Here is a 23,832-nt window from a genome sequence, read left to right on the forward strand (position 1 = left end):
TTTCGTATATTTATTTTTAATCTAATTTCTAGTTATGACTTTCCCCCCTAAATCTAAAACTGGCTTTAAACTATGGGTTTTTGGTGCCTTTTTTGGGATATTCCTTCTAGGAGTTTTATTTATCATTGGTAAATATATACCAAATAATCCCGATTTTTTCTCTATTTATTCTCTGCTCATATTTATCCTATTAGTTGTTGTTACTATAGCATTGTTTTATGTTATTAAATTTCAGATTAACAATCATATCATAGAATCTTATCTTAATGACAAGATTAAAACGCTAGAATACGAATTAGAAAAATCTAAAGAATCTTCAGATTACAAATCTATATATCTAGAAAATATTAGTCACGAAATACGTATTCCTTTAAGTACAATTTTAGGAATGATTAGAATGTTGAAGAGTACTGAACTTGACATAGATCAAACAGCACAAATAGAAATTGCAGAATACTCCTCAGAGCATCTTCTTCAACTTATAAATATGATTTTAGACAATTCTAAAGGAGTTGAAACAGATTTAGAATTAGAGCATATACCGATAAATTTAGGTGTAGACTTTAATAAGTTATTTAAAATATTTGAATATCAAGCTTGGGAAAAAGGTTTAGAGTTTGAGTATGAGTTCTCAACTAACAAGAAAAACGATTTTTTAGTATTAGGTGATTTGGCAAAAATCCAACAAGTCCTCATTAATTTAATAAACAATGCTATTAAGTTTACTAATAATGGTAAAATAAAAGTTACTATAGATCATACTGTTACGTATGATAATCTTCAAGTTATTTCGTTTTACATCAAAGATTCTGGAATAGGCATGAGTAAATATGATCTTGAACATGCCTTTAGTACGCTAAATGAAAGACATGAAAACGATTTGAAACATTATGGCGGTTTCGGGATAGGACTTTCAGTCACAAAAAGACTAATAGAACTTATGGGCGGTAAACTAAAGTTTGAGAGTAAACAAAACGAAGGCTCAACATTTTATTTTAGTTTACAATTACAAAAAACATTAAATGTAATTGACGAACCACCAAAAGAAAAACCAATTTTACTAAATAAATTTGATTACAGATTTAATATACTTGTGGCCGAAGATAATATCATGAATCAAAAAGTTATCAAATTTTTATTAGAACAACACGGTGCTCAGTGTACATTTGTTACTAATGGTTTAGATGCTGTAAACCTGTATAAAGTTATAAATTATGATATGATTTTTATGGATATATACATGCCTAAAATTAATGGATACGAGGCTACTAAAATCATAAAAAATTCTGATAAATTTGCAAATAACAATATTCCTATAATAGCTATTTCTGCTAGTGCATTTGAAGAAGACATCACTAAAGCTATGGATGCTGGTGTAGATGAATTTTTAGCAAAACCTATAGACAATAAAAAGTTAACAGCAATATTAAAAAAGTTTGCTCCAAAAAGCGAGGGACAAGTTTTGTAAAGATTATTTAGCGGCTATCATACTAATTTCAACATTTACATTTTTTGGTAATTTTGACACTTGTACAGTTTCTCTTGCTGGCGCAGTTTCGTCACCAAAATAACTGCCATAAACTTTATTGATCGCAACGAAATTATCCATATCAATAATAAATATTGAAGATTTCACAACATCTGTAAACGAATAATTTGCTGCATCTAAAACAGCTTTTAAATTTTCCATTACTTGCTTAGTTTCTGATATAATGTCATCTAAAACTAATGTATTAGTTTCTGGATTAATTGCAATTTGTCCAGACAAGTATAAAGTACCCTTACATAAAACAGCTTGATTATATGGTCCTAACGGATTAGGTGCGCTATTGGTATTAATTATAGTTTTCATTATACAATAGTTAAAACATTACACAAAAATGCTAAGTTATAGAGTTTGATCTGGCTGCCTTCGTTGCTCATATTTTAAATCTTTAAGTATACTTGATTTTATACCTATAAAGAAATTCCATGAACTCCTAGAGCTAAATGGCACCCAGCTAAAATTCATTCTCCAACTTAATAAATCGCGTTCAAAACGTAATTGAGTAAAGGTAAATCCGTTATTTCTAAAATCATATCCAGAAGAGCCACCAACAGACCATTTAGGCGACAACTCAATATCTCCAGAAAACATTAAAGAATGAGACGATATTTCACTATTACGCCTTTGATTAGAATAATTTACGGCGTACGCTAATCTTAAGCTCCAAGGCACCTTAAAATTATAAAACTTATTGTCTTTATCCTCATTATCTTCATCTTTATCAGCATCAAACCGTTTACTAGTATAGTCTTCAGAACGTCCAAATAAATCATCTGCACGACCTCCGTTTCTTAAATTCTCTTCTGTACTCGCATCTCTTTCATTATCTTTTTTCTTGTTGTCTCCAGATCCTCCAGAAAGGGAATAACTCATATTAACATTAGCACTTGTTAACCTAAAAAGGCTCCCGTTATTATCTATATTAAACCTGTCTATTCTTCTATTATTATTATCAAGTGCATAAGGGTCTAATGTTGCGCTAAAATTCACACTCAATTTATTATCAAAAAACTGCGTTCCACCGTTCATCCTAACGGGACTCCATTGTAAAGAGTCTCCTGCAAAATTATAAGCCGTTGAGAAATTTAAATTATTAAGCAATTTTATTTTTTTCGGATCAGTTTTAGTGCTGTCCTTATCTCTTACCTTTGCTTCAAAATTATTTGAAAGCGATATTCCCATGGAACTAGAAAAATTATTGCTAGGTACTCCGAATAAACTCTGCTCAAATCGGGTAAACTCTTCAATTTCCCTTTCGTTAGTAGTTGTACCGTTAGCATCAATTATAAAATCACCATCATAAGTGTCGTAAAATTTATCAAAAGCAGGATTTATGTTATAGCTTATAGAAGGACGCATAACGTGCCTAATTGCCTTTATTCTTTTATCTTCACCTTTTTTCTCAAAATTAAACATACCGTAAATTGTGGTACCAATACTAGTACTAAAATTATAGGTTCTATAAGAATCAAAGCCCTTTATAGTATCTGTTATAATTTCTCTATTTTCAATATCAAAACGCCTATCAATAGTATTAAACGTCCACACTTCGTTAAAATTACTACTCGCACTAACACTAAAATGTTTAAATAATTTAAAGTTAGTGCTTAACGGTATAGAATGTTGAAAACCTGCTTTAGCATCATCAAACATTTCTTTAGTAAAGAATAAAGAATCGGTTGTTTGAATTCTATTCTCGCCTCGAACATTATATTGAAAGTTAATATTTTGAATAATACCCTTTTTTGTACCTGCTTTTGGAGCAAAAGGAAAAATACGCCCCATATTTCCTTGAAAGGTAGGAAGCGTCATATTAATTTGTTGTGTTTGGGTGTTTTGAGAATGTGTTGCAGTAACACTAAAATCTACTTGCGGTTCACCTTGAAATGTTTTAGAATAAGACACAGATGATGCTAATGTATTATTTAAAAAAGCTCCTGTTGTAGCTTGATTTAACGATGCTCTAAAAAAGGTACTACTTCCTAAATTTACCGAAGCTGAAAAACGTGAGTTTGGATTAGCCTTAGCATCTTGACTATGAGACCATCTAATATTATATACTGTGGTTTGCGCAAAATCTGGAAAACCACGCTCACTAGTTAACAGGTTTTCATATCTAAAGCCAAAATTACCTCTAAATTTGTATTTTAAAGCATAAGTGCTTTCTGCTCTCACACCATAGCTACCGTTGGTGTAATAATCTCCCATAAGCGCCAAATCAACATGCGGACTAATAGCAAAATAATAACCGCCATTTTGTAAAAAATAACCCCGCTCATTTTGTTCGCCAAAAGTAGGTATTAGTACTCCAGATGCAGCATTGTTTTCTGGTCGCTGTGGAAAAAAACTAAAAGGCATCCATATAGGAGTTGGCACATCATAAAAATACATTTGTGCAGGCCCTGTAACAATCTTCTTTTTAGGAACAATTTTGGCGCGTTTAAGTAAAATGTAATATTCTGGATCTTCTAAATTCTCAGCTGTAGTATATTTAGCATTTTTAATAAAGTAAACAGAATCATTTTCTTTTTTTGTGATTTTAGCAATAACAGTACCTTCACCTTGTTCTGTTACGCTGTTATAAATTAAAGCTTTTTGAGATTGTGTATTAAATAAAATAGAATCTGGCTTTACAATATTCCCACCTTGATCAAAAACAGGAGCTTGTGTATAAGTTCCTGAAGAGTCTATTATACCTCTTGCATAAACCTCATTTTTTTTATAATCTATAGTAATATCTCCAGCCTTTATATTTAAATCACCATAAGTAATTTCGGCTTCATTATAAAGGTATAGCTTTTGTTTTCGTTGGTTTAATGATGTATAGTCTCTAGCCTTATAATCCACAATATTTTCTAAAAAAGCCTTCTTTTTAGGTTTTATAGAATCTACTACAACAGTATCCTTGGCTATTTCAGGAAGTTCTAGTTTTAAATTGCCATCATTACTTTTAACAACTGTATCCTCCTTTTTTTCGGGTTTAGCCTCAATTTGCGCTCCCTTTTTTGGAATATCCTGTGCAAAGCTAAAAGTGTTAATAAACACTGTAAAACTCAATGCTAAAAGTATTTTAAATTGGTTTGTACGCAATGCTTTTAAATGTATTTTTGTAAAAGTATGGCTCGGTTTTTGAAATGTCAAAACTACATATATTTTTTTGGCTTTAATTTATATTTCTTTAGAAAAATTTTCATTAGAAATAAACCGATTTAATTAACCGTTTTAACCATGTGCAAGGTATCAAAAACCAAGCCTTTTTAGGTGAAATTAAATTATAGATTTAAAATTTAACAATTACCTCATGAAAACGAACAAAATTTTAGGTTTCGTATATTTTATTATAGTATTAACATATGTACCATATAGTAATGCTCAAGTAAAGGATAAATTTGTGGTGGTTTTAGATGCTGGTCATGGCGGCAAAGACCCAGGTAACCTAGGGAATGGTTACAAAGAAAAAGATATTGCATTAAAAGTAGTTTTAGAAGTTGGTAATCAACTAAAAAAAAATCCAGATATAAAAGTAGTATACACTAGAAAAAAGGACGAGTTTATTGATTTATTTGTAAGAGGAAAAATAGCTAATAGAGCAAAAGCAGACCTATTTGTATCTGTGCATTGCGATTCTCACACAACCCAAGCCTATGGCGCAGGCACATTTGTACTAGGTTTACATAGAAACAAAACAAACTTTGAAGTTGCTAAAAAGGAAAACTCTGTAATTTTTATGGAGGATGACTACAAAAAAAATTACGCTGGCTTTAATCCTAACGCACCAGAAGACGCCATTTCAATTATATTAGGTTTAGAAGAGTATTTAGACCAAAGTATCTATTTGGCTAGTTTAATTCAAGATAATTTTGTGAACCTTAAACGTAAAAACAGAAAAGTAAAACAAGCTGGTTTTATAGTGTTACACCAAACAGTTATGCCCAGTGTTTTGGTAGAACTAGGGTTTCTCACAAATAACAAAGAAGGGAAATACTTAAACTCTAAAAAAGGACAGTTACAAATGTCTCATTCTATTACTGATGCTATTCTAAAATATAAAAAATCAATCGATTTAAATATAGTAAACGATGTTAAATCTCCTATCATAATAGATGATAAAGCACTTGAATTTGAAGGAGTTCTTTTTAAAGTCCAAATTGCTGCTAGCTCTAGAAAGTTAGAACCAAAGCCATATAATTTTAAAGGTTTATCAAATATATCTAGAACCCATCAAGGTAATATTTATAAATATTATCATGGCAATACATCAGATTATAATAAAGCAAAAGCTTTAGTAAAAAATGCTAAAGCCAAAGGCTATACAACTAGTTTTTTAGTAGCTTTTAAAAATGGTGATAAAATTCCGTTAGCAGATGTGTTAAAAACAAATTCGAATTAGTAAGTTCCTATCTAAATTTATTTTAACTTTGTTGTAAAAGATAGACAATTTGAAGATTTCAAGAGAAGTAAAAGTTGGTGCGTTAGTCATTTCAGGTATCGTACTTTTTATCTACGGCTTTAATTATTTAAAAGGTAAAGACCTTTTAAATTCATCCGACACATTTTATACTGAGTATCAAAACGTTGAAGGCTTAGTACCATCAACACCAGTTACTATTAACGGACTAAGTGTCGGTAAAGTAACCGAAATTGATTTTAAAGGTGATGGTTCTGGAAAATTAGCCATAACGTTGATGGTGAATAGTGATTTTGAGTTTTCTAAAAATAGTAGAGCAGAATTATACGAAACGGGATTAATAGGTGGTAAGGCTATAGCTATCATTCCTGCATTTGATAACGCAGAAAACGCAAAAGATGGTGATAAATTATCAGGAACAGTAAAAGCTGGATTAACAGATTTGGTAAACCAACGTTTAACACCATTACAAGAAAAAATTGAAGTAATGATGGTAGATGCAGATTCTCTTCTATCAAACGTTAATGAAGTTCTCGATGTAGAAACCAAAGTAAGCTTAAGGTCTAGTATTTCTGGGTTAAATGACATTATTCAAAATTTTAAAAAAACATCTAATTCGCTCAATGGTTTGGTAGCCAGTAATGAAGAAAAATTAAGTAATACTTTAGAAAACGTAGATAAAATATCTGCAAATTTATCTAAAACTACCGACCAACTAGCAGAAGCAGATTTATCGCAAACCATTAAAAGTTTAGAAACCACAATTCAAAATTTTAATACCATAAGCGCCAAAATAGAAAACGGTGAAGGTTCTATTGGAAAATTACTTAAAGACGAAGGGTTGTATAATAATTTAGAAGGTGCAAGTTTACAATTAGAGCAGTTGTTGGAAGATATGAAACTAAACCCCAAACGTTACGTACACTTTTCATTATTCGGAAAAAAGGCAAAGCGTTACGATGCAGAGGGTAACGAAATTAAAGACTAAAACTAAACTTAACTATGAATTATTTGCCAAATATTGCGTTTGCCATAGCTTTAATTTTAGGTGTAGGCTATTTTACAAAAAACATAAAAAAGCTAGTTCGCAACATCAAATTAGGAAACGATGTTGATGCCAGTGATAATAAATCAGAGCGTTGGAAAAACGTTGTAAACATTGCCCTAGGCCAAAGTAAAATGGTACGCAGACCCATTTCGGGGCTTTTACATGTTGTAGTTTACGTTGGCTTTATCATTATAAATATTGAAGTTTTAGAGATAATTATAGACGGTATTTTTGGCACACATCGTATAGGTTTAAGTGTATTATCAACTTCAGTTTACGGGTTTTTAATTGGCACATTCGAGATTTTAGCTTGTTTAGTATTATTAACAGTAATTATTTTTTGGATAAGACGAAACGTTTTAAAGCTAGCGCGCTTCATGAAAAGCGAAATGGAAGGATGGCCTAAAACAGATGGTAATTTAATTCTATATTTCGAGGTCGTATTAATGACGCTCTTTTTAGTCATGAACGCTACAGATGTGACTTTTCAAGACTTAAACTCAGGAAATGTAGTAAGTCAATACATAGCGCCATGGTTTTCTGGCTTATCAGAATCTACGTTACATAGTGTAGAGAGAACCGCATGGTGGTTACATATTTTAGGCATATTAGTGTTTCTTAATTACCTATATTTCTCAAAACATTTACACATACTATTGGCGTTTCCAAACGTATTTTATGGTAGCGTTACACCTAAAGGACAGGTTAATAATTTAGAAGCTGTAACCAAAGAGGTAAAACTTATGATGGATCCAGATGCAGATCCTTTCGCTGCTCCAGCAGAAGAAGCCGATGATGAAGTTCCAGCAAAATTTGGTGCCAGCGATGTGCAAGATTTAAATAGAATTCAACTTCTAAATGCCTATACCTGTACAGAGTGTGGACGTTGTACATCGGCATGTCCTGCTAATTTAACAGGTAAAAAATTATCGCCTAGAAAAATTATGATGGACACTAGAGATAGACTAGAAGAAGTTGGTAAAAATATAGACGCTAATAACGGCGAATTTAAAGACGATGGCAAACAATTATTAGGCGATTACATTACCACCGAAGAACTTTGGGCCTGCACCACATGTAATGCCTGTGTAGAAGAATGTCCCGTTAGTATCAACCCATTATCTATAATTCTAGACATGCGGCGCTATCTCGTTATGGAGCAAAGCGCAGCACCAACAGAATTAAATAATATGATGTCTAATATAGAAAATAACGGTGCACCTTGGCCATACAATCAAATGGACAGGTTAAACTGGAAAGATGATTAATAATTAGGGCGTTACCCACAAGGGGTCGGGCTTTCGGCAGTCGCTTTTTTGTGTTGCATAGGTGCAACAACACAAAAAGAGCTTCAACAAATGCCTCAATCCCTAACGCAGCTATCGTCTAAAAACATAAAAAATCAACTATAGTATTATACTGTAATCATTAAAAGCATACACTATGAGCCAAACACTCAAAGTAAAAACAATGGCCGAATTTATGGCAGAAGGCAAACAACCAGAAATACTTTTCTGGGTAGGTTCCGCTGGTAGTTATGACGATCGCGCAAAAAAAATAACCAAAGCTTTTGTAAAAATTCTAAATGCTGCAGATGTAGATTTTGCGGTGCTAGGACAAGAAGAAAGTAGTACAGGCGATATTGCAAAACGCGCTGGAAACGAATTTCTATTTCAAATGCAAGCAGTAATGAATATAGAGTTGCTTAATGGTTACAACATAAAAAAAATAGTAACCTGCGATCCACATTCATATAACTGTATAAAAAACGAATACCCAAGTTTGGGTGGTACTTACGAGGTGCATCACCACACGCAATATATTAAAACGTTAATCGCATCTGGCCGGTTAAAAGTTACAGGTGATACCTATAAAGGGAAACGTATTACTTTTCACGATCCCTGTTATTTAGGAAGAGCCAATAATGAGTACAACGCACCTAGAGACGTATTGCAACATACCAAAGCAGATTTGGTAGAGATGAAACGCTATAAAAGTACAGCTTTATGTTGTGGTGCAGGAGGCGCTCAAATGTTTAAAGAACCAGAAAAAGGTGATAAAGATATTAACATATTAAGAACAGAAGATGCGCTAGAAACAAAACCCAATATTATTGCAACTGGTTGCCCATATTGTAATACCATGATGACAGATGGTATTAAGGCTAAAGAAAAGGAAGCAGAAATTCAGGTCTTGGATATAGCAGAATTAATTGCCAATACCGAAAACTTATAATCTTTTGCAACGCTAAAGTATAGCATTACGTTTATAAATATTTAATTTTAATACAAATTAGTAAAACCATATAATGTTAGTAGATTTTAATACACTACCAGAATCATCACGGGTTTGGATATACCAAGCTAATCGCTCTTTTACACCAGAAGAAATTAATGAAATAGAAAACAAATTAAATGTTTTTATTCAAAACTGGACAGCTCATGGTAGTGATTTACAGGCAGGACATCTAATTAAATATAAGCGATTTATCATTATAGGCTTAAATCAAAACTTAAATACTGCAACTGGATGCTCTATTGATGCATCAGTACATTTTGTACAACAATTAGAAAAAGAATATAATGTAGATTTAATGGATAAAATGAATGTGTCTTACAAGCAAGGTGAATTTATTGCCTACAAGCCATTAGTAGATTTTAAGAAGATGGCTAAACAACATGCCGTATCAAAAAACACTATTGTCTTTAATAATTTGGTAACAAATATTGCAGAATTTAATGAGAATTGGGAAGTACCTGCTAGCGAGAGTTGGCATGCTAGATTTTTATAACTCTAAATAACCTTTTTAATCACACGCAGTTTATGTGTGTGTATTTTTCTATCTACATTATAAATACCAGAATGGTCTAATCTATCAATTCTTACTTTACCATGAGCATGGATAATATAGTTATCCTTCATAATAATACCAACATGGATAATAGCGCCATCTGCGTTATCAAAAAATGCTAAATCACCAGGTTCACTTTCTTCTATAAAACTTAAAGCCTCACCTTGAGTAGCTTGCTGAGACGCATCACGTAGTAATTTATAGCCATTTAGTTTATAAACCATTTGTGTAAACCCAGAACAATCAATCCCAAAAGGTGTTTTACCACCCCATAAATACGGACTATTTAGATATAAAAAAGCAGTTTCAACTATGTTTTGTTTGTTAAGCTTATCTTGAGTAAAATTACCATCAAACTTGTGTTTTAAAAGCGATAATCCGTTTAACGTAGCACCTAATTGGATAGGGTAGAGCTGGTCATGTTCGTCCTGTATAAACTCAACCAAATCTGTAGTTAATTTAGGGTTTTCGGTATTAAGTGTAATGTAAGTGTCGGCATCAATTTCAAGATACTGTTTGTTATCTATCCAGCCCTCATATGTGTCAAATGCTAGCCTTATTTTACTCCAATGTTTACGCTTTTCAATCACCTTAAACCATTCACCATACAATACTTGCGATACCAACTCGCTTTTATCAGAGGCTTCAAATCGTAAAGGCACGATGCTTAAGTTACAAATACCGTATTGCATTAAAAACTAGGGTCTTAAATATTGGGGTTATTATTTAAAGTATAAATTATTGGATATTGAGAATACATAAAGAAATTATAAATCAACGCTCTATAACCATTGCAGAAGCACCACCACCGCCATTACAAATAGCTGCGGCACCAATTTTAGCATTATTTTGCTCTAAAACGTTTAGTAAAGTAATTAAAATTCTAACTCCAGAACACCCTAAAGGATGCCCTAAAGATACCGCACCACCATTTACATTTACGTTTTTATCATTAAGTTTTAAAATTTTCATATTTGCTAAGGCTACTACCGAAAAGGCTTCATTAAATTCAAAAAAATCGACATCGTCTTGAGAAATTCCAGCCTTAGCTAGTGCTTTTGGTAATGCTTTAGCCGGTGCTGTGGTAAACCATTCTGGTTCATGTGCAGCATCGGCGTAACCTTTTATAGTTGCTAAACTATTTAAACCAAGCGCTTCAGCTTTTGCTTTACTCATTAAAACAACAGCACCGGCACCATCATTAATAGTAGATGCGTTTGCTGCAGTTACAGTACCATCTTTAGTAAATGCAGGTCGTAAACTAGGTATTTTATCGAGTTTAACTTTAGTAAACTCTTCATCTGTATCAACAATTATTGGTTCACCACGGCGTTGAGGCACTTCAACAGGTATAACCTCATTTTTAAATTTACCAGCATCCCAAGCTGCAGCAGATCTTTTGTAAGATTGAATTGCATATGCATCCTGTGCTTCTCGAGAAAACTCATATTCTAACGCACAAGCATCCGCACAAACGCCCATAGCATTTTTATCATAAGCGTCAACTAATCCATCGCTTTGCAAACCATCAATTAAAGTGCCAGTACCAAATTTAGTACCAGTTCTCGCATATAAATAATGCGGAATTAAACTCATGTTTTCCATACCACCAGCAACTATAATTTCTGCATCACCTAAACGAATGGCTTGTACCGCATTCATTATAGCTTTCATACCAGAAGCACAAACTTTATTTACAGTTGTGCAAGGTACTGTATTGGGAATTCCAGCACCAAGAGCAGCTTGTCTAGCTGGTGCTTGACCATTACCTGCTTGCACTACGTTCCCCATAAAAACCTCGTCAACTAACTCTGGCTTTAAATTAATCTTATCTAATGCACCTTTTATGGCAACCGAACCTAATTTAGTAGCTGGTACAGTTGATAATGCACCTAAAAAACTACCTATAGGCGTTCTTACAGCAGACACAATAACAACTTCTGAATTCATATTTAAAATTTAAAATTAACTAAAGCTAAAATAATGATTTTTTAATAGATAGTATAAGGTTTAATTGGATTATAAGATTCCATAAAACCCCTAATAATTTATTACATTTGGATAATATTACCCACTTTACATGAAAGATTTTATAAATAAGCTATACAGAAATCATGCTTTGATTTACAAAGCTTTATTATTTGTATGCACCACATTTTTAATTGTGTATTTGTTTCCTAAGAGTGGGAAATTTAAATATAGTTTTGAAAGAGGTAAACCGTGGCAGTCTGAAAATTTATATGCGCCCTTTAATTTTGCTATTAAAAAGGCAGAAGATGAGCTTAATAAAGAAAAATCTAAAATACAAAATGAGGCACATTTATACTTTGATGCAGACGAAACTACAGCTTTAAACACGCTTAATGCCTACGAAAACAAATTTTATGAAACATTTCCAGATTCACTTTCGCAAACTACTTTAAACGCGCTAAAAAACTCAGGTAAAATAACTCTTGAAGAGTTATATAGTAATGGAATACTCTCTGATAACTATACGTTTGGAAATGATAGAATTGTTGAAATACTGAGTGGAAATATTAAAAAAAGCAATACGGTATATGGTAACTTGATTACCCAAAACCAAGTTAAAAGATTTATAGAAAAACGACTAAACAAACAAGGGTTAAGCAAGTATATACCAAAATTTACGTCGCTTTTTTTTGATATCATCGAGCCAAATCTCACTTTTAACAAATCTTTTACTGAAAAGGCATTACAAGACGAACTCAACAAAATATCTTACACCAGAGGAAGTGTAGAGCGTGGTACGTTATTAATTTCTAAAGGAGAGGTCGTTGAGGGCGATAAATTTCAAAAATTAAAATCGTTACAATCCGAATATGAGTCTCAAGTTTGGAATGAAGCTAATTATAATTGGATACTATTTGCATACACATTGTTAGTAGCTTTAGCGCTATTGATGCTTTTATTATTTCTTAGAAAATACAGAGTAGAAGTTTTTGAAAACAATACTAAAGTTACGTTTATTTTCTTCAATATATTATTAATGGTATTTATTACAACATTAATAGTAAACTATAACTCTGAGTATATATATGTGGTTCCGCTTTGTGTGCTTCCGCTAGTATTAAAAGCATTTTTCGATGCAAGATTAGGCATGTTTACACATGTAATAACTGTGTTGCTATTGGGCTCTATTGTACCTAATAGTTACGAGTATATGTTTTTACAAATTTTAGCTGGAATTGTAACAATTTTAACCGTTTCTGAGCTATATAAGCGTGCTAATTTGTTTATTTCTGTAGGCCAAATTACACTAATATATATAATAGCGTATTTTGCATTTTTTGTGATTCATGAAGGCAGTATAGACACCATAGATTGGAATACATTTTTACTTTTTATACTATGTGGGCTTGCTACACTTTTTGTGCAACCACTTATTTATGCTTACGAGAAGTTATTTGGATTGGTTTCAGATGTGTCGCTATTAGAACTTTCAGACACTAACACTAAGCTTTTAAAAGAACTATCAGATGTATCTCCCGGAACGTTTCATCACTCTTTAAATGTAGCAAACCTTGCAGAAGCTTCAGCTAATGAAATTGGAGCTAATGCAATGCTAGTTAGGGTAGGAGCCTTATATCATGATATTGGAAAAATGGTAATGCCAAACTACTTTACAGAAAATCAATCTACAGGTATCAATCCGCATGATGAATTATCATCACTAGAAAGTGCAAGAATTATAACAGACCATGTTATAAATGGTATAGAAATAGCTAAGAAAAACAACCTTCCAGATAGAGTTATAGATTTTATTAGAACCCACCACGGTACTAGCATGGTGTATTATTTTTATATGAAAGAAAAAAAGGTAAACGAAACTGTTAATCCTGATTTATTTAGATATCCAGGACCTAAGCCCTTTAGTAAAGAAACAGCTATTTTAATGATGTGCGATAGTGTTGAAGCAGCTTCTAAAAGCTTAAAAGACCCTACGTCTACAAAAATTGACGCCTTTGTAGAAAACATCATTAATAAGCAAATAGATGAAGAGCAATTTTTAAACGCTAACATTACATTTAAAGAAATACAAGCCATTAAAAAAGTGCTAAAACGCAAGCTTGCAAATATTTACCATTTACGCATAGAGTATCCTGAATAATTTTTCTAAAAATTTAATTAAATAGTTGCGTTCTTACAATGTTTAATATACATTTGCATCCGCAATTTACGTTGCATAAGTTCATAATAAACAGGAGAGGTGCCAGAGCGGTCGATTGGGGCTCCCTGCTAAGGAGTTGTACCTTTACGGGTACCGGGGGTTCGAATCCCTTCCTCTCCGCTTTTATGAATCTTCGGGGTGTAGCGTAGCCCGGTTATCGCGCCACGTTTGGGACGTGGAGGCCGCAGGTTCGAATCCTGCCACCCCGACAACTTACGACACAATAAGTTATCCAAAAACACTGTTAATCATGAGATTATCAGTGTTTTTTTTATCTCTTATACTCTACATAATTCAACAAAGTGCCCCTTTTATAATTTTATTTTTTGAGGCATACTTCTTATATCTTTTTAAGCGTTATAAAATACTATCGCAATCTTATAATAGCTGTATTAATTATTAGTACTATAATTTTTACAAGAAAGAAAACTATGAATGTTTTAATAGAACTAATCAAATTTATTCTACATGAATTTCTGTACACCAACACTATATCACAAATACACCATATAAATTTACATTATTAGAACTATGAGCAACACTAATGCTACTGGTTTAAAATGAGACGTTTTAAACGCTAAGCCTTATAAAAAGCCGATGAAACTAGTATAAAAACATACTAGTAGGGTCTAGTAGGTTTTTACGTTTTTTTCTATATATTTGTATAGTTATTGATTATGATAAAAATTGAGAAAAAAATAGGAATACCTATATATAAGCAAATTATTAATTCAGTTGAAGAACTAATACTATCTGGTGTTTTAAAAAAAGGAGAGCAAATACCTTCAATTAATAAAATTAAAAACAATCATAAACTTTCTAGAGATACCGTTTTAATGGCTTTTAGTGAATTAAAAAATAGAGGTATTATAGAATCTGTGGTTGGTAAAGGTTATTATGTAGCTAGTGAAGATATTAATATTACAAAAAAAATATTTTTACTATTTGACGAACTTAACGCTTTTAAGGAGGATTTATATAATTCTTTTTTAGAACATATGGGAGAGAATGTTAAAGTTGATATCTATTTTCATCATTTTAACAAAAATATTTTTACCCAATTGATTAATGACAATCTAGGTTCGTATAATTATTTTGTAATAATGCCTGCTAATTTAGATAACACAAGTAACGATATACAAAAACTACCTAGTGATAAGGTTTATATTCTAGATCAACTCCATGAAAATTTGCACAGTTATTCGGCTGTATATCAAAATTTCTATAAAGCTATTTACAATAACCTTGAAAAGGCTCTTAATTTAATTAACAACTATTCTAAAATAGTTTTAATTTACCCTAAAGACAAGCAACCACTTGGTATTCACAATGGTTTTACTTCTTTCTGCGAAACATACAATATTCCTTTTGAAGTTATTAATTCTTTTGAAGATAAAGCTCTAATAAAAAGAGAGTTATATCTTATTCTTGAAGATAAAACATTACTAAAAGTTATTAAGAGCATGAAACAAGAGCAACTAACATTAAAAGATGATATTGGAATTATTTCATACAATGACACCCTGCTTAAAGAAATAGTAGAAGGCGGGATAACAACAATTTCTACAGATTTTAAATCTATGGGGAAACGTTTAGCTAAAATGATATTAAATAATGAAACTACACAGGTTGAAAACCCAAATAGTTTAATATTACGAAACTCATTATAGCACACATTTATTTATTATTCAAACTTTAAATATATGACGATATACTTAGAGTTTAAAAAAATTTACAACTAGATATGAGCGACAAATTAATTAATGATGTAAAAGAGGTTTTTATTAACAATTATAAAACCAAACCACTACTTATTTTTTCTCCTGGGAGAATAAATATTATTGGAGAACATACAGATTATAATGATGGTTATGTGTTTCCTGCCGCAGTAGATAAAGGTATTGCTGCTGCGATACAAAAAACAGACGCGAACATATCCTCTGCCTTTGCTTTAGATATGGATAGCAAACTAGAATTTGATTTAGATGGCTTAAAGCCATCTACAGAAGGTAGTTGGGAAAACTATATACTTGGTGTTGTAGCCGAAATTCAAAATCAAAACAATGTAATTGGAAATTTTAATATTGTTTTTAAAGGAAATATACCAAGTGGTGCAGGTATGTCTTCTTCTGCAGCTTTAGAAAATAGTGTGGTTTTTGGTTTAAATGAACTTTTTAATTTAGGACTTACAAAACACGAAATGATACTAATATCACAAAAAGCAGAACACAATTACGTTGGTGTTAAATGTGGTATTATGGATCAGTATGCTAGTATGTTTGGAATTGAAAATAATGCACTTCATTTAGATTGTAGATCTATCTCATCTAAACCCTACGAAATTAACTTTGAAAATCACCAGCTTATGCTTATTAATACCAATGTTAAGCATAGTTTGTCTGATAGTGCGTATAATGATAGACGCTCAGTCTGCGAAAATATTTCAGAATTACTTGGTGTTAAAGCACTACGAGACGCTACCGAAAAGAACTTAGAAACCTTAGTAGATAAAGTAACACCTGCCAATTATCAAAAGGCACTATATGTTATTCAAGAAAACAAAAGAACTTTAGATGCCATCGATGCTATCCAAAAAAATGATTTAAAGGCACTCGGTAAATTAATTTATCAATCTCATGAAGGACTTTCTACTCAGTATAAAGTGAGTTGTGATGAACTGGATTTTCTTGTAGCACAAGCAAGAAATAATGACTTTGTTTTAGGTGCAAGATTGATGGGTGGTGGTTTTGGTGGTTGTACCATAAATTTAATACAAAAAGATAAAGCTAAAGCATTTGCAAAAACCGTATCTCTCGCATACAAAACTAAGTTTGATAAAGACTGTTCAGTATATTTTATTAAACTTTCTGGAGGTACACATTTAGTAAAATAGATAACTACAACTAAATAATTAATATGGAATATACAAATTTACAAGATTATTCACATAAACGTTTAAATATTCTTACTGGAGAATGGGTGCTAGTATCACCACATAGAGCAAAAAGACCATGGCAAGGAAAAAAAGAAATTATTTCTAATGAAAAAAGACCTTCTTATGATGAAACCTGTTATTTGTGCGCTGGTAATACTAGAATTAATGGCGAAATAAACCCTAAATATAAAGATGTTTTTGTATTTACTAATGATTTTGCAGCACTACAGGCATCATCACCAAATTTTTCTGTAAACGATGGTTTATTAAAAGCCGAAAGTGAAAAAGGCATTTGTAAAGTTATCTGTTTTAGTCCAGATCATTCTAAGAGTTTAGCTGATATGGATATAACCGATATAGAGAAAGTTGTTAAGACATGGCAAAAAGAATATACAGAATTAGGGAAAAACGAAATGATTAACTATGTGCAAATTTTTGAAAATAAAGGCGCAGTAATGGGGTGTAGTAATCCGCATCCGCATGGACAAATTTGGAGTCAAAGTACTCTGCCAACAGAGGTTAATAAAAAAAATCAACATCAATATAGTTATTTCGATAGAACTAATAGTAGCCTATTAGGAGATTATTTAGAGCAAGAATTAAAACTGAAAGAACGAATTATATATGAAAATGAAAGTTTTGTAGTTCTTGTACCTTTTTGGGCTGTTTGGCCTTTTGAAACTATGATTGTGCCTAAAACGCATTATACAAATATTACAGAAATCTCTAATCGAGAATGTGTGATGTTTTCGGATGCAATATCTAAAATTACAAAAGCTTACGATAAATTATTTGATTGTTCCTTCCCTTATTCAAGTGGTATACATCAAGCACCAACTGATGGTAATGATAATAAACATTGGCATTGGCATATGAGTTTTTACCCACCATTACTTAGAAGCGCATCAGTTAAAAAATTTATGGTTGGTTATGAAATGTTTGGCTCTCCACAACGTGATATTACTGCTGAACAGGCTACAACTCGATTAAAAGATTTAATTATATGTTAAATTGTTTTAATAACTATTTGTAACTAAAGCTATATAATAATTTGTCATAAAAAAGCCTTGAAACTATTAAATTTCAAGGCTTTTATTTAAAATAAAAACTTTTAATTACCTATACCTAACTGCTCTAGCATTTCTTGCTGAGACTCCTGGTAAGCTTCCCAACCTCCAGCAGATATTATTTGGAATATAGATGCGCCTAATGCTAAAACAGCTAAAACCAAACCAATTATAGCAATTATTTTAGCAGTTTTTACTTGGCTAAAATTATTATAAAGCTCAGGGTTTTCTTTATAAAGATTCGTGTCTTTATTTACTAAAAATAAAGCAATTCCAGAAAATAATAAACCGCCAATACCCATACTACAGCAACATGCTATATAAGATATAATACCAAGAATTAAAGCGATGGTTGCATTAGGTAATTTTTTTTGTTCCATAATTTGTGTGTTTAAATTAAATTTTTGAAAGCAAAGCTTCCTATGATTATGGCAACATTAATTATTGCCAAGGTTATAATTATTTTATTAGAAAATTTAAATGGTTTAAAAGTATTTATGCCTACAACTAAAAATAATAAAATGAGTGTGTATATAGCAGGATACATCTTAAAAGCAGCAACAAAGTCTCCTTGTAGTAGTAATGAGAAACTTCGCTGTAAGCCACAACCCATACATTCTGCCCCAAATAGTTTTTTATTTAAACAGGGTAACATGTATTTTTCTAATTCACTTATTAATAACACTTAAATACTATTTTGTGTTAAATATAATAAAAATGATGAGAAGTTGATGTGGGTAAAAATTTAGAAATTAGAAATTTAAATTACCAGAGATCATGATTTTTTTGTTAAGCACCTGACTATCTGACAATTTTAGCGTAATCAAATACACTCCAGAACTTAATTGTCTAGTACTAATTGTAGTTTTTCTTTTGGAAGATGGTGTGTTTTGTTTTAAAATCTCTTTTCCAGAAATGTCGTAAATGGTTATCTGTTGTATGTCATAACGTTTAGGATTAATAATTTCTAAATGAGATTTTTTAGTGTTTTCAAATATTTTGAAATTTGATATATCATTTGCATTTATATGTAATGTATTCTCTTTACTAAAAGTAATTTCGAATTCTTCGTTGTAAATACCTTCATCTAAAATTATACTAAATGCATTGTTTTTAATATCAGTATACGTATCATTTAGCTTGTTATGAAGGTAAATAGTTATATTCTCAGGTACATTAATTAAGTTATGAATTTTTATATCAAAAGATGTATTATCTCTATTGGCTCTTAAACCTATAGGGATTTTTACGGATTGGTCATATCTTATAGATTTAATCACCAACGGTATATTTTCTGAAAGTATATATGCATCACTTCCCAAAATAAAATCTCCGTATTTGCCATCAAAATTATTATTATACAATGAGTTGTCTGGAGTGCCCTGTCTAAATGCAATAAGATTTTCTCTATAAAACGTATTATTAATTTTTGTGTGAATTCTAATTTCTGGAACAATGGTTGGATTACATACTATTGATTTATAGTCGATACTGTTATGAGATTGAGGTATAATAATGTTTTCAACTATTTTCGTTTTATCTGAATTATTTTTAGCAAAAACAGAACCGTTAATATTCGCGGGGTCTTCTGGAAAATAAACCCTCATAGCGTTAGTAAAAAAAGCCTGATTTCCTGGTGGAGAAGGAGCATCTCCAGGATTTATTTTACTACTAATCATAAAACCTTGCCCAACAGCAGCAAATCGCCTTTGATTATTTGGGCCGTAATCTACACCATTTCCTAAATTTAAACCATTACTACCTCCTAAATCATCATAAGTACTAAAAGTAGCTCTAACGTAGTTTCCATTATCTGTGTCATCTGATAAGTCTCCTGCAGTGTAAACCCCATAACCACCTTGATAATCACGCAAGTTGTGAGAACCAACGGTTTGTTGTTCCCAAAAATAAATTTCACCATTAATGTAAGACACTAATGGGTCTCCTGAGCCACCATCTGCTACACTTGTATTAGCTTTAATAAATTCCTTTAAATCTAAAGCTGAGGGATAAGGATTTCCTGTAAGGGTCTCAACTTGATTTGAAGATCCAGAATTTGGATCAGAATCTATACCGCTAAAAAAACAATCAACTGCTATATCTCCATTATTTGGTCTGCCTCTAAAATCTAAAGTATTATTAATATTGGGGCTTCCTTTTAGTGTAAAACCGTATCCAGTAGATATATTACCTGTATTTAATTCCAGATTCCAATCTGCATAACCACCACCAGAGATAAAGGTGAAAATCCAATAAGATGCTAATTGTGTAGCTGTTCCATCATACGAATTATTTATAAAACCATATGGCGTAGATGTTACATTGGTTAAATCTACTTCGTCGTCAGGGTCGTGTATATTGGTACCGTCAAAATCAACATTAGTGTTAAATGAAGTGTTACTTACACCAACTGGCGAACACCAAAAGTTATACTCATATATTCCTGTAGTTTGATTTTGGTAAATGGAAAGCTCTCCTAAATCAGAGTTTTTTGTGTTTGTGTTTTGCATAAGTTGCGCATCGCCTCGCATATAAATATTTGAGGTAGCAGTTTCCAATCTAATATCATCGTTAACAAATATCACTACATCTCTAGCATATAGATAGGAATTATCATCTACATATAAGTCTTGAGAATATAGATTACAAGTTCCCACGAACATCATAGCTATTGCTATAATTTTTTTAAAACTGTTATTTTGGTAATGCAGGATCACAATGTATTTCAGAGATGGGTGGTGTAAAAATACAAAAAAATATTAATACAACTGATATTTATGTATTTTATCGATTATTTAGGATTCGAAATCAAAATACAATATGATAATATATTCTTGTATTTACTTAAATTTGCTGAATAACATATATTCATGATTTATGAAATATTTTAACTACTTACTGATTATTATTGGAGCTATTATAGCGATGTATGCTAAAGGTGGCGAGCAACAAAATCAATATATATTAATTGTAGGGATAGTTATTTTAATGATTGGTATTTATAGGATAGCAAAAACTATCCCAAGCAGAACTAAAAGTGAAGACGATACTAATGTTTAAAATAGGAGATAGGGTTTTAGTTTTAGATGAAGACTTATCTGGAGAGATAAAAAGTATAAATAATAGTACTATTACTTTAGAGACCGAGGATGGTTTTTTATTGTCCTTTGATAAAAGTGAGCTTATCTTACAACACAACTCAAATACAATTATTGACAATAATATTAGTGTTACTAAAATTAATACCGTAATTGCTGAGAAAGAAACTCAGAAACGGAGACCCTCTAAAAAAGTTAAACCTAAGGAGCGTGCGCAGGCAGCTATGGAGGTAGATTTGCACATTCATCACTTAGTAAAATCTTCTAGAGGAATGACTAATTTTGATATGCTAAATGTGCAATTACAAACAGCAAAACATAAATTAGACTTTGCTATTAATAAGCGTATACCACGTATTGTGTTTATACATGGAGTTGGTGAGGGTGTTTTAAAACAAGAGCTCGAAACTTTATTTAGACGCTATGATAATTTAAAATATTATGATGCCAATTATAGTAAATATGGTTTAGGAGCCACAGAGGTTTATATTTACCAGAATGCTAATTAAGGGAATACTGGTGTAATTTGTGTAGACGTATTTAGTGAATCCGCAACTACTTGGTTATCGCCCGCTACTAGCTCTCCAAAATTAAATTCTTCTTGCGATAAAAAACTTAAACCTATACCTGATACAACCAGTCTTATTGTAAATTCTCGTGAAATATTATGCTCACGATATTGCGTAGCGGGAACAGCAGTAGTTACACTACTATTTAAAAAATCAGGACCAGCGTTACTATTAGTAATATCATCAAGTGGATTTTGGTTTTGAGTGTCTCCTTCCTCATCTCTAGTAAGTATAGTATCATCATCATCATCATCATCAAGGTAATCTGGAGTACCGTCTTCATCAGTATCTTGCGCATCAGATATATCACCATTATTGTCAGGATCTGGGTTTTCGTTTCTAGTTAATACATTATCACCATCATCATCTTCATCAATAAAATCTGGTATACCATCACCATCTGTATCTTGAGCATCTTCAAAATCGCCATCGCCATTTGGGTCAGGGTTTTCTAATTCCGCAGGTATCCCATCATTATCATCTTCAACAAAAACACGAGTTATAGTAGCCGTGGTAGAATCGTCACTTTCATCTAATTCAATGTTCAAATTAGCAGGTGGAATAGTGCTACAAAACGCATCATCAGGGATATCTTCTCGGTTATATGTTCTATATGTAAATGTAACATTGGGTACTGCAATTACTATAGAATCATTATCCATATCTTCTTCAAATATGTCTGCTACAGTAAAGTTGGATATAAGTACAGAAACAGTTTCTGAGGGGTCTTCTTTTGTTTTAAATAATAATAAATCGTCATCTCCACACGCTTCAAAAGTATCATCAAAATCAAATTCAAAATCAATAACATCACCATCACTACATGAAAAAAGGACAATAAACAACACAGATAATAACAGAGAAAACCAATTTTTCATAATATAATATTTTAAACAAAAATAATAGAATTGATGCTATAACGTAGTTATTTATTAATAATTTTATTTGGAGTATTTTTGTAATAAATTTAATAAGAATGCAAGAGGTTTATTTTGATAATGCAGCCACAACACAATTACGAAAAGATATAGTTGTGGCGATGACTGATGTTTTAGAAAAAAATTATGGAAATGCCTCTTCTTCATATAATTTAGGAAGATTATCTAAATCTTTAATTGAGAATTCTAGAAAGCAAATAGCTCAACTTTTAAATGCTACAGCAAGCGAAATTGTTTTTACCTCTGGCGGTACAGAAGCAGATAATTTAGTATTACGTAGCGCTGTTAGAGACTTAGGTGTAACGCATATTATTTCAACAAGAATAGAACACCACGCTGTATTACATACCATAACTGAACTACAAAAAGAATATGATATTAAAGTCAGTTTTTTAAAACTAGACACCAACGGAAATATAGATATTAATGAATTAGAGTTTATTTTAAAAAATACTACAAACGCACTAGTGAGTTTAATGTATGTAAATAATGAAATAGGTAATATATTAGACATAAAGGCAGTAGCAGATTTATGTAAAACTCATAGAGCTTTGTTTCACTCAGACGCAGTTCAGGCTATTGGGCATTACAGTATAGATGTACAGGATATTACAGTGGATTTTTTAGCGGCTAGTGCACATAAATTCCATGGCCCAAAAGGCATAGGGTTTGCATTTATAAGAAAAAATAGTGGCATAAAACCGATGATTGTTGGAGGCGAGCAGGAGCGAGGTTTAAGAGCAGGAACCGAAAGCATACATAACATTATTGGTTTAGAAAAAGCGCTGGTAATGGCTTATGAGAATTTAATAATAGAATCTAAATACATTACAGAATTAAAACGCTATTTTATAGATAAGCTGAAATATGAAATTCCCAATGTAATATTCAACGGGCTTTCGCAAGACTTAAGCAATAGTACTTATACACTTATTAATGTGCAGCTTCCTGTTCCTGCTAGTAAATCTGCTATGTTTTTATTTCAATTAGATTTAAAGGGTATAGCGTGCTCCAAAGGTAGTGCTTGCCAAAGTGGCAGTAATCAAAAGTCTCATGTACTTTCTGAGATTTTAAATGATGATGCATTAGAGAAACCATCTATTCGTTTTTCATTTAGTAAATTCAATACTAAAACAGAGATAGATTATGTGGTTGATATTTTAAAGAATTTAATCTAATTTTT

21 protein-coding genes and 2 tRNA genes are annotated in these 23,832 nt (G+C 31.7%); 15 read left to right on the forward strand and 8 right to left on the reverse strand.

Annotated features, from left to right (window positions below; genetic code table 11):
- Window positions 1-34: 34 nt before the first annotated feature.
- Window positions 35-1,468: a response regulator gene (locus ACKGJY_RS01530; protein WP_413972080.1), complete on the forward strand. Its 1,434-nt coding sequence runs from the start codon at window positions 35-37 to the stop codon at window positions 1,466-1,468.
- Window positions 1,469-1,471: 3 nt separating this feature from the next.
- Here the strand turns inward: ACKGJY_RS01530 and ACKGJY_RS01535 are convergent, their stop codons facing one another.
- Window positions 1,472-1,852, reverse strand: coding sequence for a Rid family detoxifying hydrolase (locus ACKGJY_RS01535; protein WP_413972081.1), 381 nt, complete (start codon window positions 1,850-1,852; stop codon window positions 1,472-1,474).
- A gap of 36 nt (window positions 1,853-1,888) precedes the next feature.
- Window positions 1,889-4,687 carry a putative LPS assembly protein LptD gene (locus ACKGJY_RS01540; protein WP_413972082.1) on the reverse strand — a complete coding sequence of 933 codons (2,799 nt, stop codon included), beginning with the start codon at window positions 4,685-4,687 and terminating at the stop codon, window positions 1,889-1,891.
- A gap of 160 nt (window positions 4,688-4,847) precedes the next feature.
- Between ACKGJY_RS01540 and ACKGJY_RS01545 the strand changes: the two genes are divergently transcribed.
- From ACKGJY_RS01545 to ACKGJY_RS01565, 5 genes are all read left to right on the forward strand, one after another.
- Entirely contained in the window at window positions 4,848-5,936 is a 1,089-nt protein-coding gene (locus ACKGJY_RS01545) for an N-acetylmuramoyl-L-alanine amidase family protein (protein ID WP_413972083.1), read from the forward strand.
- A 49-nt stretch (window positions 5,937-5,985) separates the two neighbouring features.
- Window positions 5,986-6,942 (forward strand): MlaD family protein, encoded by a 957-nt coding sequence (locus ACKGJY_RS01550; RefSeq protein WP_413972084.1) that lies wholly within the window; start codon window positions 5,986-5,988, stop codon window positions 6,940-6,942.
- 14 nt (window positions 6,943-6,956) lie between these two features.
- Window positions 6,957-8,270: a 4Fe-4S dicluster domain-containing protein gene (locus tag ACKGJY_RS01555; RefSeq protein WP_413972085.1), complete on the forward strand. Its 1,314-nt coding sequence runs from the start codon at window positions 6,957-6,959 to the stop codon at window positions 8,268-8,270.
- Window positions 8,271-8,445: 175 nt separating this feature from the next.
- Window positions 8,446-9,237, forward strand: coding sequence for a (Fe-S)-binding protein (locus tag ACKGJY_RS01560; protein WP_413972086.1), 792 nt, complete (start codon window positions 8,446-8,448; stop codon window positions 9,235-9,237).
- 73 nt (window positions 9,238-9,310) lie between these two features.
- Complete coding sequence (locus tag ACKGJY_RS01565; protein WP_413972087.1) at window positions 9,311-9,793, forward strand: ABC transporter ATPase; 483 nt, start codon at window positions 9,311-9,313, stop codon at window positions 9,791-9,793.
- A gap of 2 nt (window positions 9,794-9,795) precedes the next feature.
- Here ACKGJY_RS01565 and ACKGJY_RS01570 read toward each other — a convergent pair whose 3' ends face one another.
- On the reverse strand, window positions 9,796-10,545 hold the full coding sequence (locus ACKGJY_RS01570; protein WP_413972088.1) for an NlpC/P60 family protein: 750 nt from the start codon (window positions 10,543-10,545) through the stop codon (window positions 9,796-9,798).
- An 82-nt stretch (window positions 10,546-10,627) separates the two neighbouring features.
- Window positions 10,628-11,803: an acetyl-CoA C-acyltransferase gene (locus ACKGJY_RS01575; RefSeq protein WP_413972089.1), complete on the reverse strand. Its 1,176-nt coding sequence runs from the start codon at window positions 11,801-11,803 to the stop codon at window positions 10,628-10,630.
- 130 nt (window positions 11,804-11,933) lie between these two features.
- On the opposite strand from ACKGJY_RS01575, the gene ACKGJY_RS01580 reads away from it, so the two are divergent.
- The 6 genes from ACKGJY_RS01580 (at window position 11,934) to ACKGJY_RS01605 (ending at window position 17,987) form a co-directional block, all read left to right on the forward strand.
- Window positions 11,934-13,982, forward strand: coding sequence for an HD family phosphohydrolase (locus tag ACKGJY_RS01580; protein WP_413972091.1), 2,049 nt, complete (start codon window positions 11,934-11,936; stop codon window positions 13,980-13,982).
- Window positions 13,983-14,075: 93 nt separating this feature from the next.
- Window positions 14,076-14,162, forward strand: a tRNA-Ser gene (locus ACKGJY_RS01585).
- Between the two features lie 14 nt (window positions 14,163-14,176).
- Window positions 14,177-14,251: transfer RNA gene (locus ACKGJY_RS01590), tRNA-Pro, on the forward strand.
- Between the two features lie 468 nt (window positions 14,252-14,719).
- Entirely contained in the window at window positions 14,720-15,712 is a 993-nt protein-coding gene (locus ACKGJY_RS01595) for a GntR family transcriptional regulator (RefSeq protein WP_413972092.1), read from the forward strand.
- A 74-nt stretch (window positions 15,713-15,786) separates the two neighbouring features.
- A complete protein-coding gene (gene galK, locus ACKGJY_RS01600; protein WP_413972093.1) occupies window positions 15,787-16,935 on the forward strand; it encodes a galactokinase in 1,149 nt (382 codons plus the stop codon).
- Between the two features lie 23 nt (window positions 16,936-16,958).
- The gene (locus tag ACKGJY_RS01605) at window positions 16,959-17,987 is read left to right on the forward strand and encodes a UDP-glucose--hexose-1-phosphate uridylyltransferase (protein ID WP_413972094.1); all 1,029 of its coding nucleotides are present in this window, start codon (window positions 16,959-16,961) and stop codon (window positions 17,985-17,987) included.
- Window positions 17,988-18,088: 101 nt separating this feature from the next.
- Here the strand turns inward: ACKGJY_RS01605 and ACKGJY_RS01610 are convergent, their stop codons facing one another.
- From ACKGJY_RS01610 to ACKGJY_RS01620, 3 genes are all read right to left on the reverse strand, one after another.
- The gene (locus ACKGJY_RS01610; RefSeq protein ID WP_413972095.1) at window positions 18,089-18,424 is read right to left on the reverse strand and encodes a CCC motif membrane protein; all 336 of its coding nucleotides are present in this window, start codon (window positions 18,422-18,424) and stop codon (window positions 18,089-18,091) included.
- Window positions 18,425-18,435: 11 nt separating this feature from the next.
- Window positions 18,436-18,699, reverse strand: coding sequence for a DUF2752 domain-containing protein (locus tag ACKGJY_RS01615; protein WP_413972457.1), 264 nt, complete (start codon window positions 18,697-18,699; stop codon window positions 18,436-18,438).
- Window positions 18,700-18,796: 97 nt separating this feature from the next.
- Window positions 18,797-20,710 carry a T9SS type A sorting domain-containing protein gene (locus tag ACKGJY_RS01620; protein ID WP_413972096.1) on the reverse strand — a complete coding sequence of 638 codons (1,914 nt, stop codon included), beginning with the start codon at window positions 20,708-20,710 and terminating at the stop codon, window positions 18,797-18,799.
- A gap of 211 nt (window positions 20,711-20,921) precedes the next feature.
- Here ACKGJY_RS01620 and ACKGJY_RS01625 point away from each other — a divergent pair, with 211 nt between their 5' ends.
- Window positions 20,922-21,104, forward strand: coding sequence for a hypothetical protein (locus ACKGJY_RS01625; protein WP_413972097.1), 183 nt, complete (start codon window positions 20,922-20,924; stop codon window positions 21,102-21,104).
- On the forward strand, window positions 21,097-21,651 hold the full coding sequence (locus ACKGJY_RS01630; RefSeq protein WP_413972098.1) for a Smr/MutS family protein: 555 nt from the start codon (window positions 21,097-21,099) through the stop codon (window positions 21,649-21,651). Before ACKGJY_RS01625 ends, ACKGJY_RS01630 begins: the two co-directional genes overlap by 8 nt.
- On the opposite strand, the gene ACKGJY_RS01635 is transcribed toward ACKGJY_RS01630, so the two are convergent.
- Window positions 21,648-22,589 carry a hypothetical protein gene (locus ACKGJY_RS01635; RefSeq protein WP_413972099.1) on the reverse strand — a complete coding sequence of 314 codons (942 nt, stop codon included), beginning with the start codon at window positions 22,587-22,589 and terminating at the stop codon, window positions 21,648-21,650. The genes ACKGJY_RS01630 and ACKGJY_RS01635 overlap by 4 nt on opposite strands.
- Window positions 22,590-22,687: 98 nt before the next feature.
- Between ACKGJY_RS01635 and ACKGJY_RS01640 the strand changes: the two genes are divergently transcribed.
- A complete protein-coding gene (locus tag ACKGJY_RS01640; protein ID WP_413972100.1) occupies window positions 22,688-23,827 on the forward strand; it encodes a cysteine desulfurase family protein in 1,140 nt (379 codons plus the stop codon).
- The last annotated feature ends 5 nt before the right edge of the window (window positions 23,828-23,832 follow it).

The organism is Hyunsoonleella sp. 2307UL5-6 (assembly GCF_047345485.1).
Classification (GTDB): domain Bacteria; phylum Bacteroidota; class Bacteroidia; order Flavobacteriales; family Flavobacteriaceae; genus Jejuia.

Coding starts and splice junctions, on each gene's coding strand:
- ACKGJY_RS01530 (WP_413972080.1), top strand. CDS start 35: ATGACTTTCCCCCCTAAATCTAAAACTGGCTTTAAACTATGGGTTTTT.
- ACKGJY_RS01535 (WP_413972081.1), bottom strand. CDS start 1,852: ATGAAAACTATAATTAATACCAATAGCGCACCTAATCCGTTAGGACCA.
- ACKGJY_RS01545 (WP_413972083.1), top strand. CDS start 4,848: ATGAAAACGAACAAAATTTTAGGTTTCGTATATTTTATTATAGTATTA.
- ACKGJY_RS01555 (WP_413972085.1), top strand. CDS start 6,957: ATGAATTATTTGCCAAATATTGCGTTTGCCATAGCTTTAATTTTAGGT.
- ACKGJY_RS01560 (WP_413972086.1), top strand. CDS start 8,446: ATGAGCCAAACACTCAAAGTAAAAACAATGGCCGAATTTATGGCAGAA.
- ACKGJY_RS01565 (WP_413972087.1), top strand. CDS start 9,311: ATGTTAGTAGATTTTAATACACTACCAGAATCATCACGGGTTTGGATA.
- ACKGJY_RS01570 (WP_413972088.1), bottom strand. CDS start 10,545: ATGCAATACGGTATTTGTAACTTAAGCATCGTGCCTTTACGATTTGAA.
- ACKGJY_RS01575 (WP_413972089.1), bottom strand. CDS start 11,803: ATGAATTCAGAAGTTGTTATTGTGTCTGCTGTAAGAACGCCTATAGGT.
- ACKGJY_RS01580 (WP_413972091.1), top strand. CDS start 11,934: ATGAAAGATTTTATAAATAAGCTATACAGAAATCATGCTTTGATTTAC.
- ACKGJY_RS01595 (WP_413972092.1), top strand. CDS start 14,720: ATGATAAAAATTGAGAAAAAAATAGGAATACCTATATATAAGCAAATT.
- galK (WP_413972093.1), top strand. CDS start 15,787: ATGAGCGACAAATTAATTAATGATGTAAAAGAGGTTTTTATTAACAAT.
- ACKGJY_RS01605 (WP_413972094.1), top strand. CDS start 16,959: ATGGAATATACAAATTTACAAGATTATTCACATAAACGTTTAAATATT.
- ACKGJY_RS01610 (WP_413972095.1), bottom strand. CDS start 18,424: ATGGAACAAAAAAAATTACCTAATGCAACCATCGCTTTAATTCTTGGT.
- ACKGJY_RS01615 (WP_413972457.1), bottom strand. CDS start 18,699: ATGTTACCCTGTTTAAATAAAAAACTATTTGGGGCAGAATGTATGGGT.
- ACKGJY_RS01620 (WP_413972096.1), bottom strand. CDS start 20,710: ATGATGTTCGTGGGAACTTGTAATCTATATTCTCAAGACTTATATGTA.
- ACKGJY_RS01625 (WP_413972097.1), top strand. CDS start 20,922: ATGAAATATTTTAACTACTTACTGATTATTATTGGAGCTATTATAGCG.
- ACKGJY_RS01630 (WP_413972098.1), top strand. CDS start 21,097: ATGTTTAAAATAGGAGATAGGGTTTTAGTTTTAGATGAAGACTTATCT.
- ACKGJY_RS01635 (WP_413972099.1), bottom strand. CDS start 22,589: ATGAAAAATTGGTTTTCTCTGTTATTATCTGTGTTGTTTATTGTCCTT.
- ACKGJY_RS01640 (WP_413972100.1), top strand. CDS start 22,688: ATGCAAGAGGTTTATTTTGATAATGCAGCCACAACACAATTACGAAAA.